We start from the raw sequence: 16364 nt of genomic DNA on the forward strand, positions 1-16364 counted from the left end.
TTCATGTAGTCCTTTAAATGATTTCGGAATGTTGAGTAAAGGACTGCTTCCATAACCATACCTCGTTTTAGCTCTTTTCCACTATTATACACGAAAAGAAAGAAATTGTCAGGAACTTGTACAAGATTTTCTTTTCCATCTATTTATACTCAATGAAAATCAAAGAGCAAACTAGGAAACTAGCCGCAGGTTGCTCAAAGCACTGCTTTGAGGTTGCGGATAAGACTGACGAAGTCAGTAACATATACCTACGGCAAGGCGACGTTGACGTAGTTTGAAGAGATTTTCGAAGAGTATTATTCATCTTCGTCATCATCGAAGCCCGCTAACAGGTCATTAACTTTCACAATACTTTCTGCAGCACGGCTCTTGTAGTCCGCATCTGCGCCTGTAAGGCTCGCATTGATAAATTCAATCACCATTGGAAGATTCATCCCTGCGTAAAGGTCAATATCACGACCTTCCATGATCAAGCGACTCACCACATTACAAGGTGTCCCACCGAGAAGATCCGCAAAGACTAGGAAATCATCCACCCCTTCAATAACAGCTTCAAATTTAGCAGTAAATTCTTCTGGGCCATCTTCTGGAAGAAGAGCTACTGTGTAAATGTTGTCTTGTGGGCCCATAATCATTTCTGTGCTACCTCTAAGCTCCTCACAGAAGCGACCATGGCTCACCAAAATTAATGATTTAGTCATAAGGAATTACATTCCAAGTGCAAAGTGACCAAGGGCAGAAAGAGTCAAAGCAAGTACGATAATAATACCGATAGCTTTAGTAGAGTTCATACCTTTCTTACCAAGCAACCAGAAGATAAACGCAGTAAAGATTGCTGGAAGCAAACGTGGGAAGATTTGGTTCAAGATGTCTTGGAAATCAATCATCTTTTCACCGATTGGCAACTTGTAAGAAATTTCAAAGTTAATCACTGTTGCTACAAGAGCACCCATCATGAAGACACCAAGTACAGATGCAGCGTCAATCAAAGCTGTCAAGGTACTTTGCATGTTGTTGATAAGGTTAACCCCTTCTTTGTAAGCAAATTCCAACTGTTTCCAACGGAAGATGTCATACGCTACTGCAACTGCAATCCAAAGGAAGATCCCCCAAGGTTGGCCAGCGATAGCCATAGTTGCTGCGACTGACCCCATGATAGCAGGTACAAGTGAACCAAAGATTGTATCCCCAAGAGGAGCGAATGGTCCCATCAAACCTGTCTTGATACCGTTAACGGCGTCTTTTGAACCTACACCATCTTTTTCTTCCATGGCAAGGTCAAAACCAGCGATAATAGTATGGAAGAATGGTGAAGTATTGAAGAATTGAGTATGAACTTTCATCATTTCTTTCAATTCAGGAGTTCCATCCCCATACATTTTACGCAACTGAGGCAAGATCATGTAAAGGTAACCAGAAGCTTGCATACGTTCGTAGTTCCAACCTAATTGGAAAGTAAACAAGCTACGTTTGTTGATTTGATTAAAATCTTCTTTTGTTAGTTTGTAATTAGAATTCGTCATCTTCGATTTCCCCACTTTCTGATGGTGTAGAAGGTGCTGCTACAGCTACTTTTTGGCTATTTTTGAAGTGAAGCACTGCAAGGAAAATACCTACGATAGAGATACCAATCATAGACAATCCTTTGAAGTTGTTCACGAAACCAATTTTTTCAGCAACTTCAGCAGGAAGAGTACCTACGATACCAGCAACAGCGCCACCAAGACCTGTTACATATGAGTAAAGAACAGTCAACATAGCTGTCAAACCAAATCCCATAGCAAGGTAATGAAGGTTACGTTTAACTGGAAGGTAACGAAGCAAGATTGCAAATCCAAGACCTGGAAGCATACGTCCTGCGAGTGTCAAACCATCTGCAATCCATTGGTATTTTGTAACGAAGTCTACTACGCCTTGTACAAATTCACCACCAAAAGCAAGGGCAAAGAAGACTGGAAGGGCACGAGATAAAGCCCAAGGAATCGCACCAAGCAAGTAGTTGCGTTCAATACCTTTATAGTCAAAGCGTTCGATGGCAGCATCCACACGGTGAGCGAAGAAGGTAGTAGTCATACGACCAAGAACGTCGAAGTAAGTCAAGAGAGTTGCTACTGGTACAGCGATTGTAGTAATGGCAAGCGGTGCATCAATTCCTTGTGAAACAGAGAAGGCTGTCGCAAGAACCGCACCAGAAGTTGCGTCGATACGAGAAGCACCACCGAAGGTACCAACCCCAAGAACGAACAGTTGCAAGTTACCACCGATAAGCAAACCAGTAGTCACATCTCCCATGATTAAACCAGTAATGAAACCAGCAAATACAGGGGAACCTGCAGATGAAACGATCGTCAACTCATCACAGATTTGATAAGCTGAGTACAAAGTGAGAAGTAAAATTTGCCACCATTGTATCATAACAATGACCTCCTAAAAAATTTTTTCCTATTTTAATAAGCTCAAAAAGTCTGAAATTGGATCATTTGGAACCATTTGAGCAGTAAGTTTAACACCTTTTTCTGCCAATTTGTGGAAATCTTCCACATCCTTGTCTACTACGTTGATAGAACGTGTGATAGGGCGAGTTTCTGGTGTTTGAGACATATTCCCAACATTAAGGGTTTCAAGTGGTACACCTGCTTCTACCAAACCAAGGAAGCGGTCTGGTTTACGAGCAACGATAAAGAGACGTTGGCTATCGTATTTACCAGCAAGAATATTGGCTGCCGCTTTCTCAATTGGCAAAATACTCAATTTTACACCTGGTGGTGTCGCAAGTTTCAAACCACTCTTTTCAACATCGTTGTTGACAACTTCGTCATCTACAACCATAATACGTGAAACATTTAGTTTTCCAGCCCAAAGATTGGCTACTTGTCCGTGGATCAAACGTCCATCGATACGGCATCCTACAATTGTCATAAGTTTTCCCCCTTTATGTGTTTTAGTGTAGGTTTACGAGTTAAATGAATCTCTTCTTTATATTGGCCCTCTGTTTCAAAGATGATGATGCGGTTGGCACCTTCCTTGAGATAGCTATGAGGGATATAAAGTGAGAGGGTTGGGCCGACGTTCCAAAAACGTCCTAGATTCTGCCCATTGACAAAGGCAACTCCCTTACCAAACTCAGACAAGTCTAGGTAAGTATCTTTTGGCTCTTGGACTGTAAAGTCATAAGCGTAAAAGGCTGGTTGTCCTTGAGTCCATCCTTTTGAAAAATCAATTTTCTTAGGATTGTCTAGTGGGAGTGGATAGTGTTTCCAGTTCAGTAAGAAATGCAAATCCTTACAAACCCCTGTCCGAATTCCCTTACGTTGCGTATCTGCTAAGAACTTATGCCCATAGTTGACACGCCCCATATTTTCTATCAATATGTCAATCCTAGATAACGCTTTCTTTTCACCTTGATAAAAAATATCTTCCCCAATCTCTGTCTGATATTGGGTTTTAATCCACTGACCATCGACATACAGCTGGGCCCTATCTCGACCGTCAATGATACGAAGTCTTTCTTCTTCTGCATCCCAGTTTGTTTCTGTTCGATAGAGTAAGTAACCATAGCTTTGTCCCAGCTCCTCCATCTTTTTAGGATAGAGGCTTTCTACTGGACTTGACAAGCTATCCAAGGTTTCAAACAAGGAAACTTTTTCTACTATTGGTATAGCATCCAACTCCATACTCTCTTTGTAGAGTGGTTCTAACTGCGGATACTCTGGGAAATGTGTTGCCATCATCTTCTTGACTGCCAAGTATTTGGCAGTTGGATTTCCTTCTTCATCCAGAAGAGCATCGTAATCATAAGATGTAACTTGTGGCAGGTCCAAAGTCCCTCGAGCTGAGCAACCATTCATGAAGCCAAAGTTTGTACCACCGTGGAACATGTAAAGATTGATGGAGCCTTGTTCCAAAACCTCTCGAACTGCATCTGCCAATTCCTTAGGATCCCGTGTGATAATCGGTTCTTTCCAACGATTGAACCAGCCATCCCAGAACTCCATACACATGAGCGGCCATTTCTTGCCATGCTCATCAAAGAATTCCTGCATCTGTGAAAAGTTGTAAGGTGCCTTAGAACCAAAGTTCCCTGTTACAAAGAGGTCATCTTCGATTAAGGTTCCCGCTTTCAGAGTAGCTCTCCAAGGACCATCTGATGTAAAGAGAGGACAGGTTACGCCACGCTCTTCCATCAGCTGTCGAATGGCTCTCAGGTAAGCCTTATCTTCTCCATAAGAACCATACTCATTTTCAACCTGCATCATGAGGATATTGCCACCATTGTCCAACAGATGTGGAACCAGTCGTGGCAAGAGCTGATCATAATAGCGACCGACAGCCTCAATATAGGCAGGATCTGAAGAACGAATCCTCATGTCTTTGGTTAAGAGCCAGGCTGGTAAACCACCGAATTCCCACTCCGCACAGATGAAGGGTGACGGACGAACGATAGCGTAGAGACCCAAGTCTTGCGCTGTCTGTAGAAATCGCTCCAAATCCAGAGCTCCTTCAAAATGAAACTCACCCTCACGAGGCTCGTGTAAATTCCAAGCCACATAAGTCTCTACCGTATTAAAACCAAGAGCCTTCAAGTTATAGAGCGAATGATACCAATCCTCTGGAGGAATCCTAAAATAATGAATGGCGCCGGACAAAATCTTGAACGGTTTCCCATCTAAATAGAAATCGTCTCGTATCTCAAATCGTGTCATAAAACTACCTTTTGATTGCAAAGTTTGCGCTTTCACTCGTTGTTATAGTAATTATAAACCAATCTGTTTGAATTGTCAATAGAAATTGTCGGAATATTTACTGTAATTTTACTATTATACACACGTTCAATTAGTTTCAAACATTTTCAGACCCATTTCAAACGCTCTTTACATTCGGAATAGAGAACCTAAAATAATTTTGTATAAAATACATTTATAAAATATGAGCAATGCCTATGTAACTTAATTTTTTAATCTGTTATCTAATTTTTTATTCAAAAGACTACTATTTTTTTCGCTTTTATGGTAAAATTTTCTATGGAGAAGGAAAATAGAGGTAAAAATATGGCAATTCCCAAATATCAATACATAAAAGACGAATTAAAAAATAAAATCATCTCTGGGCAGTTTAGCAGTGGAGATAAATTTTACACTGAAGCAGAACTCATTTCAATGTACGATGTCAGCTCTATCACAGTTGTTCGCGCCTTAAACGACCTTGCCAAAGATGGCTATATTGTCCGCCAACAAGGAAAAGGAACCTTCGTTTCACGTGCACGCAAACACAAGCTTGTAGAGTTTTCAGATATTGAACTCTTCAATGCTAAAGATGATAAGGTAACTGTTCTTTCAATTGAACGCGGAAACAAGCTTGTTTACTTGGAAAAATTGGGTCTACGCGGCGATCAATTCTACTACAAGATTGAACGTATCCGCGAATCAAACGGTGTCGTTTATATCTACCATACATCCTACATCCCAGAACAATATATCAACGCAAATTATCCAAACCTTGAATACTATAGTTCTATCTATAATCGTTTCAAGTTAGACTACCACATTCACATGAATGATGAACACTTTGAAGAAATCAACGAAATAGTCTTTCCAACTCCAGAACATGCGGCTTCAGTCCTCGGAGTCGATGAACAATTCCCTACTGTCCTACAAACTAAAATCACCAAACTCGAATCAACTGGCCAAGTTTTAGAATACAGTGAAACTTACAAACAATCTGATTACTACAAGATTAAATTCATCTCATGTGACCGTGATCACTAAGAAGAAAGCCTGAGCCTAATCGCTCGGGCTTTTTCTATGCTTATTATACCACACCAAAAAGGTAGCGCTTACCTATTTTTGGAAGATTCTATAATTTGTGGAATATTTTATAGAAATAGAACCAAAAATTATACTAGATATATATACGTATTTTTTCCGACTAATCTGAAATCTTAAGCTTAAATTTTATATTTTTTTATACTTATTATAGTTTTTTGTCATCTCCTCTTGACTCTCGTTAATATAAGAAATAAAATAAAGGCGTTGATTTATATAATCGCTATCAATATAACAATGCAATCAGGAGGTTTTGCAATGAAACATGAAAAACAACAGCGTTTTTCTATTCGTAAATACGCTGTAGGAGCAGCTTCTGTTCTAATTGGATTTGCCTTCCAAGCACAGACTGTTGCAGCCGATGGAGTTACTCCTACTACTACAGAAAACCAACCGACCATCCATACGGTTTCTGATTCCCCTCAATCATCCGAAAATCGGACTGAGGAAACACCTAAAGCAGAGCTTCAACCAGAAGCTCCAAAAACTGTAGAAACAGAAACTCCAGCTACTGATAAGGTAGCTAGTCTTCCAAAAACAGAAGAAAAACCACAAGAGGAAGTTAGTTCAACTCCTAGTGATAAAGCAGAGGTGGTAACTCCAACTTCTGCTGAAAAAGAAACTGCTAATAAAAAGGCAGAAGAAGCTAAAGAGATTGATTCTAAAGAGTCAAATACAGACAAGACTGACAAGGATAAACCAGCTGAAAAAGATGCTAAAAAAAATGAAGCGAAAGCAGAGGCTGACAAACCGGCAACAGAGGCAGGAAAGGAACGTGCTGCAACTGTAAGTGAAAAACTAGCGAAAAAGAAAATTGTTTCTATTGATGCTGGACGTAAATATTTCTCACCAGAACAGCTCAAGGAAATCATCGATAAAGCGAAACATTATGGCTACACTGATTTACACCTATTAGTCGGAAATGATGGACTTCGTTTCATGTTGGACGATATGAGCATCACAGCTAACGGCAAGACCTATGCCAGTGACGATGTCAAACGCGCCATTGAAAAAGGTACAAATGATTATTACAACGATCCAAACGGCAATCACTTAACAGAAAGTCAAATGACAGATCTGATTAACTATGCAAAAGATAAAGGTATCGGTCTCATTCCGACAGTAAATAGTCCTGGTCACATGGATGCGATTCTCAATGCCATGAAAGAATTGGGAATCCAAAACCCTAACTTTAGCTATTTTGGGAAGGAATCAGCCCGTACTGTCGATCTTGACAACGAACAAGCTGTCGCTTTTACAAAAGCCCTTATCGACAAGTATGCTGCTTATTTCGCGAAAAAAACTGAAATCTTCAACATCGGACTTGATGAATATGCCAATGATGCGACAGATGCTAAAGGTTGGAGTGTGCTTCAAGCTGATAAATACTATCCAAACGAAGGCTACCCTGTAAAAGGCTATGAAAAATTTATTGCCTACGCCAATGACCTCGCTCGTATTGTAAAATCGCACGGTCTCAAACCAATGGCCTTTAACGACGGTATCTACTACAATAGCGACACAAGCTTTGGTAGTTTTGACAAAGACATCATCGTTTCTATGTGGACTGGTGGTTGGGGAGGCTACGATGTCGCTTCTTCTAAACTACTAGCTGAAAAAGGTCACCAAATCCTTAATACCAATGATGCTTGGTACTACGTTCTTGGACGAAACGCTGATGACCAAGGTTGGTACAATCTCGATCAGGGGCTCAATGGTATTAAAAACACACCAATCACTTCTGTACCAAAAACAGAAGGAGCTGATGTCCCAATCATCGGTGGTATGGTAGCTGCTTGGGCCGATACCCCATCTGCACGTTATTCTCCATCTCGCCTCTTCAAACTCATGCGTCATTTTGCAAATGCCAACGCTGAATACTTCGCAGCCAACTATCAACCTGCAGAAAAAGCACTAGAAACTATTCCAAAAGACTCTAACCGTTATACTGCTGAAAGTTTTGCTGCTGTCAAAGAAGCTGAAAAAGCCATCCGTTCACTCGATAGCAACCTCAGCCGTGCTCAACAGGATACGATTGATCAAGCAATCGCAAGCCTTCAAGATGCTATTAAAAACTTGGCTTTAACTCCAGAAGCACAAAAAGAAGAGGATGCTAAACGCGAACTTGAAAAACTGAATAAGAATAAAGTCATTTCCATCGATGCAGGTCGCAAATACTTTACTCTGAACCAGCTCAAACGCATCGTAGACAAGGCCAGTGAGCTCGGATATTCTGATGTTCATCTCCTTCTAGGAAATGACGGACTTCGCTTTCTACTCGATGATATGACCATTACTGCCAACGGAAAAACCTATGCTAGTGATGACGTTAAAAAAGCTATTATCGAAGGAACTAAAGCTTACTACGACGATCCAAACGGTACTGCACTAACACAGGCAGAAGTGACAGAGCTAATTGAATACGCTAAATCTAAGGACATCGGTCTCATCCCAGCTATTAACAGTCCAGGTCACATGGATGCTATGCTGGTTGCCATGGAAAAATTAGGTACTAAAAATCCTCAAGCAAACTTTGATAAAGTTTCAAAAACAACCATGGACCTTGAAAATCAAGAAGCCCTTAACTTTACCAAAGCCCTTATCGGTAAGTATATGGATTACTTTGCTGATAAATCAAAGATATTCAACTATGGTACAGATGAATATGCCAATGATGCGACCAACGCCCAAGGTTGGTACTACCTCAAATGGTATGGACTCTATAACAAGTTTGCAGACTATTCTAACAGTCTAGCTGCTATGGCTAAGGAAAGAGGGCTACAACCAATGGCCTTCAACGATGGCTTCTATTACGAAGACAAGGATGATGCTGAATTCGATAAAGATGTCTTGATTTCTTACTGGTCTAAAGGCTGGTGGGGCTACAACCTTGCGTCACCTCAGTATCTGGCAAACAAAGGTTATAAGTTCTTGAATACCAACGGTGACTGGTACTATGTTTTAGGAAATCACAAACAAGATGAAGCTTATCCTCTTTCAAAGGCAATTGAAAATTCTGGAAAAACACCATTCAATCAACTAGCTTCTACCAAATATCCTGAAGTAGATCTTCCAACAGTCGGAAGTATGCTTTCAATCTGGGCAGATAGACCAAGCGCTGAATACAAGGAAGAGGAAATCTTTGAACTCATGACTGCCTTTGCAGACCACAACAAAGACTACTTCCGTGCTAATTATAATGCTCTCCGCGAAGAATTAGCTAAAATTCCTACAAACTTAGAAGGATATAGTAAAGAAAGTCTTGAGGCCCTTGACGCAGCTAAAACAGCTCTAAATTACAACCTCAACCGTAATAAACAAGCTGAGCTTGACACACTTGTAGCCAACCTAAAAGCCGCTCTTCAAGGCCTCAAACCAGCTGCAACTCATTCAGGAAGCCTAGATGAAAATGAAGTGGCTGCCAATGTTGAAACCAGACCAGAACTCATCACAAGAACTGAAGAAATTCCATTTGAAGTTATCAAGAAAGAAAATCCTAACCTCCCAGCTGGTCAGGAAAATATTATCACAGCAGGAGTCAAAGGTGAACGAACTCATTACATCTCTGTACTCACTGAAAATGGAAAAACAACAGAAACAGTCCTTGATAGCCAGGTAACCAAAGAAGTTATAAACCAAGTGGTTGAAGTTGGCGCTCCTGTAACTCACAAGGGTGATGAAAGTGGTCTTGCACCAACTACTGAGGTAAAACCTAGACTGGATATCCAAAAAGAAGAAATTCCATTTACCACAGTGACTCGTGAAAATCCACTCTTACTCAAAGGAAAAACACAAGTCATTACTAAGGGCGTCAATGGACATCGTAGCAACTTCTACTCTGTGAGCACTTCTGCCGATGGTAAGGAAGTGAAAACACTTGTAAATAGTGTCGTAGCACAGGAAGCCGTTACTCAAATAGTCGAAGTCGGAACTATGGTAACACATGTAGGCGATGAAAACGGACAAGCCGCTATTGCTGAAGAAAAACCAAAACTAGAAATCCCAAGCCAACCAGCTCCATCAACTGCTCCTGCTGAGGAAAGCAAAGCTCTTCCTCAAGATCCAGCTCCTGTGGTAACAGAGAAAAAACTTCCTGAAACAGGAACTCACGATTCTGCAGGACTAGTAGTCGCAGGACTCATGTCCACACTAGCAGCCTATGGACTCACTAAAAGAAAAGAAGACTAAGTCTTTTCGATAAAAAATAAACAGCGAGATTGAAGCTCGCTGTTTATTTTTTAATTAATCACCTAGTCCAAGACGTTCAAAGATATCATCCACTCGTTTGGTGTAATAAACTGGGTTGAAGATTTCATCGATTTCTTCTTGAGTGAGACGTGATGTTACTTCTGAATCTGCCTCAAGAAGTGGTTTAAAGTCTACTTGGTTGTCCCAAGAGTAGGCTGTTTTTGGTTGCACCAAGTCATAGGCTTGCTCACGGGTCATGCCTTTTTCAATCAATGTCAACATAGCCCGTTGGCTAAAGATAAGACCAAAAGTCGAGTTCATGTTTCGGATCATATTTTCTGGGAAGACTGTCAAGTTCTTGACGATATTTCCAAAACGGTTGAGCATGTAGTCAATCAAAATGGTCGTATCTGGTGTGATGATACGCTCAGCTGATGAGTGAGAAATATCGCGTTCGTGCCAGAGAGCGACGTTTTCATAAGCCGTAATCATGTGACCACGAATGACACGCGCCAGACCAGTCATATTTTCAGAACCGATTGGGTTGCGTTTGTGAGGCATTGCTGAAGACCCTTTTTGCCCTTTAGCAAAGAACTCTTCTACTTCGCGTTGCTCAGATTTTTGTAGACCACGAATCTCAGTCGCCATACGTTCGATTGAAGTCGCAATGCTGGCAAGAACCGCAAAGTACTCAGCGTGAAGGTCACGAGGAAGGACTTGTGTAGAGATTTCTTGGGCACGGATGCCAAGTTTATCGCAGACATACTCCTCTACAAATGGTGGGATATTGGCAAAGTTCCCAACCGCACCAGAAATCTTACCAGCTTCTACACCAGCAGCTGCATGCTCGAAACGCTCGATATTGCGTTTCATTTCGCTGTACCAAGTTGCCAATTTAAGACCAAAGGTTGTCGGCTCAGCGTGCACACCATGAGTACGCCCCATCATGATGGTGAACTTGTGCTCCTTGGCCTTGTCAGCGATGATATTAGTGAAGTTTTCAAGGTCACGACGGATGATGTCGTTGGCCTGCTTGTAGAGGTAACCATAAGCAGTATCCACCACGTCGGTAGAAGTTAACCCATAGTGAACCCACTTGCGCTCTTCACCAAGAGTCTCAGAAACCGCACGCGTGAAAGCCACCACATCGTGGCGCGTCTCCTGCTCAATTTCCAAAATACGGTCGATGTCAAAGTCCGCCTTCTTGCGAATCAAAGCCACATCTTCCTTAGGGATTTCCCCCAACTCAGCCCATGCCTCGTCAGAGAGGATTTCCACCTCAAGCCAAGCACGGTATTTATTTTCTTCACTCCAAATATTCGCCATCTCAGGGCGAGAGTAACGGTTGATCATGTGTTAATTTTTCCTTTCTTCTTAAGCTGTTGGGAATAAGCTATCTAGGTAAACCAAGATTTCTACTCAAACTCCTCTTTTTCAATAAACACAGACGGGTAATGATCTAGTGTATTCAAATCCGTATCCAGCGGTACATCATAGATAGCTAAATAATTTTCGGGGTATTGTGCAGCTAGTTCTTCATATTTAGCTTGTACCTTATCTTGGTCAGCACTGGCATACAACACTTCAACAACTGCTCCAGTCTTATCCTTTTCAATAAATGTATTAACGATAATTTGTATCATAGACTTGTCCTAAAAATCAATCCCTTCCCCAAGCTCATCCACACTATCCGGTACATCACTAAACAAGGTCACATGTCCCATCTTGCGGTTGTGCTTCGCTTCTATTTTACCATACATGTGGAGGTGGGCGCTTGAATTTTCTGTCACATATTGCTCAGCAGCCTCGACATGCTGACCGAGGACATTAAGCATAACGGCTGGCGCATGGAGTTTGATGACTGGTAATGGTGCTCCGAGAACACCGAGAATATGGGTGTCAAACTGAGAGAAATCACAGGCTTCAATAGAATAGTGCCCAGAGTTATGTGGTCGTGGGGCGATTTCATTGACAATAACGTCATCATCAGTCGCAAACATTTCCACACAGAGAGTTCCAGACAAGTTGAGTTGTTCTGCGATTCGCACTGCCATAGCTTTAGCCTTGTCTACTAGACTTTCAGAAATGCGGGCTGGTACGATGGTCTTAGACAGGATATTGTTGCGGTGGATATTTTCCTGAACTGGGAAAAACGTCACCTCCTTGCCATTTCCTGACACGATGACAGAAATCTCAAGGTCAAAGTTGATAAATTCTTCCAAGACGCAGTCTGCTGAGTCTGCTAGCGCATAGGCTGCTTCCAAGTCTGCTTCTGAACGAATAACCTTTTGTCCATGACCATCGTAGCCACCAGTCGCAGTCTTGAAGACATAGTTTTTCGACAAGTCGATATCTGCCAAGTCTAGGCTAGAAGTCACGACCTTGTAGGGTGCCACAGTGACTTGAGCCTTGTTTGACAAAAAGTCCTTTTCAAAAATACGATTTTGCGAAATGCGGAGCAGATCTGTTCCTTGAGGGAGTTGTCCATCCTTGATAACGGCATCCAAACCGTCAGCGTCGACATTTTCAAACTCGTAAGTGAGGACATCGCAACGGTCTGCCAACTGACGGAGGGCGTCCACATCGTTATAAGGTGCCACAATGATTTCCGCCACGCGAGAGGCCGGGCAATCCGCCGCAGGATCCAGCGCGATAACCTTGTGCCCCATGTAGATAGCAGAAATGGCCATCATCTGACCCAGTTGACCGCCACCGATAATTCCGATTGTTTTAGATGAGCTCATTGGTAGACTCCTCTGCGATTTTTCCTTGTTCTTCTGCAAAATCTGCCAAAGCCGTCGCGATAGCTTGATCCTCTACTGAAAGAAGACGGAGGGCGAAGAGAGCCGCATTTGTCGCACCAGCTTCACCGATAGCCATTGTCGCAACAGGCACCCCACCCGGCATCTGAACGATAGAATAGAGTGAATCCACGCCACTAAGGGCACGAGATTTGACTGGCACGCCAATGACTGGAAGGGTTGTTTTGGCAGCTACCATTCCTGGCAAGTGGGCTGCGCCACCTGCACCTGCGATAATGACCTTGATGCCACGGCTACGAGCTTCTTCGGCATGTCTGAACATGAGGTCTGGTGTGCGGTGGGCAGAGACAACCTTCTTCTCGTAGGCTACACCGAAGCGGTCTAGGACTTCTGCTGTTTTTTGCATGGTTGCCCAGTCGGATTTTGAGCCCATGATGATGGAAATAATTGGTTTAGTCATAATTTTTCCTTTTTTCTTCTTTTTTGATAATGGTCTTAGGTGGTGGGGACGGAAGCAAACCTTCGGTTTCATTCCTAAACTTTGAGCCTAAGGTCTCAAAGTTTCCCCCTGACCAGAACATTCACTGTTCTGGTCTTTTCACCACGACGACCATTATCGTGTTTGGCGACTACGGCGCGTTATTCTTATATCTTTACTTAATTGCCTTGCTTCCGATATCTGTTCGGTAGAAGAGTCCTTCTATTTTTTGTTGGGATAGTTCTTGGTAGATGCTGGCTTGGGCTTCTTTGACGGTGGCTGCTGTGGTAACGAGCATATAAACTCGTCCGCCGTTTGAGATCAGTGCTCTGCTATTTTCCGCAAACTTAGCCCCTGCATAGTAGGTGATGACATCGCCTTCTGTCTTGGCTGGCAACTCAACGCCCCTTTCATAGTCTAGCGGGTAGCCCTTGGATGCGACAACCACACCCAGAGTCACACCCTTATCCGTCCAGGTGATGTTTGGCTCCTTGCTATCCAGAATATCTGTAATATTTTGTGCAAAGTCAGATGTCAAACGAGGCAAGATAATCTGTGTTTCAGGATCTCCAAAGCGAGCATTGAACTCGATGACTTTAGGATCTTCTGCTGTCAGGATAAGCCCTGCATAGAGGATGCCAAGATACGGACGGCCTTCTTTGATCATCCCTTCAAGGATTGGCTTGACAATAGTCTCAACCGCTGTATCAACTACACTCTGTGGTAAGTGTGGAACTGGCGCATAGGCACCCATCCCACCAGTGTTAGGCCCCTTATCGCCATCATAGGCACGTTTGTGGTCTTGCGCTGTTGGCATGATGTAGAACTTGTCCCCATTGACAAAGGCAAAGAGTGAAAATTCCTCTCCTTCAAGGAATTCCTCAATAACCACACGCGCACCTGAGTCACCAAATTTATTGTCCAAAAGCATCTCGTGAGCTGCTTCGACCGCTTGCTCAACCCTCTCCGCAACGACGACACCCTTCCCAAGCGCCAGGCCATCCGCCTTGACTACGATAGGCGCACCCTGCTTTTCGATATAGGCCTTGGCTTCCTCGAAATCTGAGAATGTGCCATAGGTTGCTGTCGGAACGCCGTATTTGACCATGATTTCCTTAGCAAAATCCTTGGACCACTCCAACTCTGCCGCCAATCTTGTCGGACCAAAGGCTTTGAGACCAGCTTGGTTAAAATCATCCACGATACCAGCTGCAAGGGCGTCATCTGGCCCTATAAAGGTCCAAGCAATATCGTTGGCTTTTGCAAACTCAATCAATTTAGAATGTTCGGAAATAGAGATATTTACCAATTTCAGACCATCCAGAGTCATACCGTCATTCCCAGGAGCTACAAAGACTCTTTCAACCCCTTTTGATTCAAGTAACTTTTTAGCAATCGCATGCTCACGACCACCCGAACCGACAACAAGCAGTTTCATTTCTCAACCTCTTTTGCGAATTATTTACCAACATTATATCAAAAAAGTTCGTTTTAATCTTGTTTCAGTTAGCATTTTAAGCCAAAAAAGGAAAGAAACTGTTTTCTTCCCTTTAACGTTCTTAATGTCTAAAATGTCTCACACCTGTAAAGACCATTGTCAAGCCATATTTGTCAGCAGCTTCGATAGACTCTTGGTCACGGACGGATCCACCCGGCTGGATGATAGCCCTGATCCCTGCTTTGGCGATTTCTTCCACATTATCCGCAAATGGGAAGAAGGCATCCGAAGCAAGAACAGCGCCGTCAAGACGGTCTTTAGCTTGATCAATAGCGATGCGAACAGAAGCCACACGGTTAGTTTGGCCCGGACCGACACCAAGTGTCATGTGGTCATTGGTTACGATGATACCGTTTGATTTGACGTACTTGATAGCTTTCCAAGCAAACTCAAGAGCAGTCGCTTCTGTCTCAGTTGGCTGGCGTTTGGTCACCACTTGCCAGTCAGCTGGGCTTTCTTTGACCACGTCTTGGTTTTGTACCAGAAGTCCACCGACAACACCTGTGTATTCTGCTTCCACTTCGCTAGCCTCTTGAGCATCAAATGGCAAGGCAAGGATACGCAAGTTTTTCTTTTTATTAGTCAAAATAGCTAGCGCTTCATCCGTATAACTTGGTGCGATGATGATTTCAAGGAAAACACCATGCATCTTCTCAGCTGTCGCAACATCCAACTCACGGTTGAGAACGACGATTCCACCGAAAATTGAGACTGGGTCAGACTCATAAGCATAGTCCCAAGCAGTCTCGATGTCGTCAGCTTGACCAATTCCACATGGATTCATATGTTTGAGAGCCACAACGGTTGGACGATCTTTGAAGTCACGGATGATACGAATGGCAGCATCCGCATCACGGATATTGTTAAAAGACAATTCCTTACCGTTGAGCTGTTTAGCGGATGCAATCGAGTAATCTGTCGGCAAAGCTTTTTGATAGAAATCGGCATCTTGTTGAGGATTTTCACCGTAACGCATTGGTTGCTTGAGGTCATAAGTCAAAGTGAGTTTTTCAGGCTTGCTTTCACCCACTTGAGCTGTGAAGTATTCTGCAATCAAGGCGTCATAAGCCGCTGTGTGACGAAATACTTTGGCTGCTAAACGTTGGCGAGTTTCATAAGAGGTTTCGCCGTTTGCTGCCAATTCGTCCAAAACCACAGCGTAGTCAGCAGGATCTACCACAACTGTAACACTGGCATGATTTTTCGCTGCTGAACGAAGCATAGACGGCCCACCAATATCGATATTTTCAACTGCATCAGCATAAGTCACATCTGGTTTAAGGATAGTTTCCTTAAATGGGTAAAGGTTGACCACCACAAGGTCAATGAGCTCAATCTTGTTGTCCTTAGCCGCTTCCAAGTGGCTATCCAAGTCACGACGAGCGAGAAGCCCTCCGTGGATATTTGGGTGGAGGGTCTTCACACGACCGTCCATCATTTCTGGGAAACCAGTCACATCATCGATAGCAATGGTATCCACCCCAGCATTATCAAGGGCAACCTTAGTTCCACCTGTTGAGATAATCTCCCAACCAAGTTTTTTGAGTTCTTGGGCAAATTCAACAATGCCCGCTTTGTCTGAGACGCTGATTAAGACGCGTTTAGTCATTATATTC

13 protein-coding genes are annotated in these 16364 nt (G+C 42.9%); 2 read left to right on the plus strand and 11 right to left on the minus strand.

Annotation, left to right across the window (positions count from 1 at the left end; genetic code table 11):
- Positions 1-296: 296 nt before the first annotated feature.
- Genes HT669_RS10290 through HT669_RS10310 form a run of 5 tightly spaced genes read right to left on the minus strand, consistent with a single transcriptional unit; the run spans position 297 to position 4703 of the window.
- Entirely contained in the window at positions 297-701 is a 405-nt protein-coding gene (locus tag HT669_RS10290; protein WP_007284837.1) for a PTS sugar transporter subunit IIA, read from the minus strand.
- A gap of 6 nt (positions 702-707) precedes the next feature.
- On the minus strand, positions 708-1523 hold the full coding sequence (locus HT669_RS10295) for a PTS system mannose/fructose/sorbose family transporter subunit IID (protein ID WP_000185300.1): 816 nt from the start codon (positions 1521-1523) through the stop codon (positions 708-710).
- Positions 1510-2415, minus strand: a complete 906-nt coding sequence (locus tag HT669_RS10300; RefSeq protein WP_000617007.1) for a PTS mannose/fructose/sorbose/N-acetylgalactosamine transporter subunit IIC — start codon at positions 2413-2415, stop codon at positions 1510-1512. Before HT669_RS10300 ends, HT669_RS10295 begins: the two co-directional genes overlap by 14 nt.
- A gap of 27 nt (positions 2416-2442) precedes the next feature.
- The gene (locus tag HT669_RS10305; protein ID WP_000156972.1) at positions 2443-2919 is read right to left on the minus strand and encodes a PTS system mannose/fructose/N-acetylgalactosamine-transporter subunit IIB; all 477 of its coding nucleotides are present in this window, start codon (positions 2917-2919) and stop codon (positions 2443-2445) included.
- Entirely contained in the window at positions 2916-4703 is a 1788-nt protein-coding gene (locus HT669_RS10310; protein WP_000196546.1) for a beta-galactosidase, read from the minus strand. The genes HT669_RS10305 and HT669_RS10310 overlap by 4 nt, the downstream gene beginning before the upstream one ends.
- Before the next feature lie 345 nt (positions 4704-5048).
- Between HT669_RS10310 and HT669_RS10315 the strand changes: the two genes are divergently transcribed.
- Positions 5049-5765, plus strand: a complete 717-nt coding sequence (locus tag HT669_RS10315; RefSeq protein ID WP_172922018.1) for a GntR family transcriptional regulator — start codon at positions 5049-5051, stop codon at positions 5763-5765.
- Positions 5766-6080: 315 nt separating this feature from the next.
- The gene (strH, locus tag HT669_RS10320) at positions 6081-10010 is read left to right on the plus strand and encodes an LPXTG-anchored beta-N-acetylhexosaminidase StrH (protein WP_000679916.1); all 3930 of its coding nucleotides are present in this window, start codon (positions 6081-6083) and stop codon (positions 10008-10010) included.
- 54 nt (positions 10011-10064) lie between these two features.
- Here strH and purB read toward each other — a convergent pair whose 3' ends face one another.
- From purB to purH, 6 genes are all read right to left on the minus strand, one after another.
- Positions 10065-11363, minus strand: coding sequence for an adenylosuccinate lyase (purB, locus tag HT669_RS10325; protein ID WP_000610745.1), 1299 nt, complete (start codon positions 11361-11363; stop codon positions 10065-10067).
- A gap of 62 nt (positions 11364-11425) precedes the next feature.
- Entirely contained in the window at positions 11426-11653 is a 228-nt protein-coding gene (locus tag HT669_RS10330) for a hypothetical protein (RefSeq protein WP_000614701.1), read from the minus strand.
- A 9-nt stretch (positions 11654-11662) separates the two neighbouring features.
- Positions 11663-12754, minus strand: coding sequence for a 5-(carboxyamino)imidazole ribonucleotide synthase (purK, locus tag HT669_RS10335; protein WP_172933702.1), 1092 nt, complete (start codon positions 12752-12754; stop codon positions 11663-11665).
- Positions 12741-13232 (minus strand): 5-(carboxyamino)imidazole ribonucleotide mutase, encoded by a 492-nt coding sequence (gene purE, locus HT669_RS10340; protein ID WP_000165491.1) that lies wholly within the window; start codon positions 13230-13232, stop codon positions 12741-12743. The genes purK and purE overlap by 14 nt, the downstream gene beginning before the upstream one ends.
- 193 nt (positions 13233-13425) lie before the next feature.
- Positions 13426-14688, minus strand: a complete 1263-nt coding sequence (purD, locus tag HT669_RS10345; RefSeq protein ID WP_050208255.1) for a phosphoribosylamine--glycine ligase — start codon at positions 14686-14688, stop codon at positions 13426-13428.
- A gap of 121 nt (positions 14689-14809) precedes the next feature.
- Positions 14810-16357 carry a bifunctional phosphoribosylaminoimidazolecarboxamide formyltransferase/IMP cyclohydrolase gene (gene purH, locus HT669_RS10350; RefSeq protein WP_031222471.1) on the minus strand — a complete coding sequence of 516 codons (1548 nt, stop codon included), beginning with the start codon at positions 16355-16357 and terminating at the stop codon, positions 14810-14812.
- Positions 16358-16364: the final 7 nt, after the last annotated feature.

Source organism: Streptococcus sp. 2100, from assembly GCF_013276335.1.
Lineage (GTDB): Bacteria > Bacillota > Bacilli > Lactobacillales > Streptococcaceae > Streptococcus > Streptococcus pseudopneumoniae.

What these genes read in the sequence shown, in the direction of transcription:
- HT669_RS10290 (WP_007284837.1), bottom strand. Translation starts at nt 701, where the DNA reads ATGACTAAATCATTAATTTTGGTGAGCCATGGTCGCTTCTGTGAGGAG.
- HT669_RS10295 (WP_000185300.1), bottom strand. Translation starts at nt 1,523, where the DNA reads ATGACGAATTCTAATTACAAACTAACAAAAGAAGATTTTAATCAAATC.
- HT669_RS10300 (WP_000617007.1), bottom strand. Translation starts at nt 2,415, where the DNA reads ATGATACAATGGTGGCAAATTTTACTTCTCACTTTGTACTCAGCTTAT.
- HT669_RS10305 (WP_000156972.1), bottom strand. Translation starts at nt 2,919, where the DNA reads ATGACAATTGTAGGATGCCGTATCGATGGACGTTTGATCCACGGACAA.
- HT669_RS10310 (WP_000196546.1), bottom strand. Translation starts at nt 4,703, where the DNA reads ATGACACGATTTGAGATACGAGACGATTTCTATTTAGATGGGAAACCG.
- HT669_RS10315 (WP_172922018.1), top strand. Translation starts at nt 5,049, where the DNA reads ATGGCAATTCCCAAATATCAATACATAAAAGACGAATTAAAAAATAAA.
- strH (WP_000679916.1), top strand. Translation starts at nt 6,081, where the DNA reads ATGAAACATGAAAAACAACAGCGTTTTTCTATTCGTAAATACGCTGTA.
- purB (WP_000610745.1), bottom strand. Translation starts at nt 11,363, where the DNA reads ATGATCAACCGTTACTCTCGCCCTGAGATGGCGAATATTTGGAGTGAA.
- HT669_RS10330 (WP_000614701.1), bottom strand. Translation starts at nt 11,653, where the DNA reads ATGATACAAATTATCGTTAATACATTTATTGAAAAGGATAAGACTGGA.
- purK (WP_172933702.1), bottom strand. Translation starts at nt 12,754, where the DNA reads ATGAGCTCATCTAAAACAATCGGAATTATCGGTGGCGGTCAACTGGGT.
- purE (WP_000165491.1), bottom strand. Translation starts at nt 13,232, where the DNA reads ATGACTAAACCAATTATTTCCATCATCATGGGCTCAAAATCCGACTGG.
- purD (WP_050208255.1), bottom strand. Translation starts at nt 14,688, where the DNA reads ATGAAACTGCTTGTTGTCGGTTCGGGTGGTCGTGAGCATGCGATTGCT.
- purH (WP_031222471.1), bottom strand. Translation starts at nt 16,357, where the DNA reads ATGACTAAACGCGTCTTAATCAGCGTCTCAGACAAAGCGGGCATTGTT.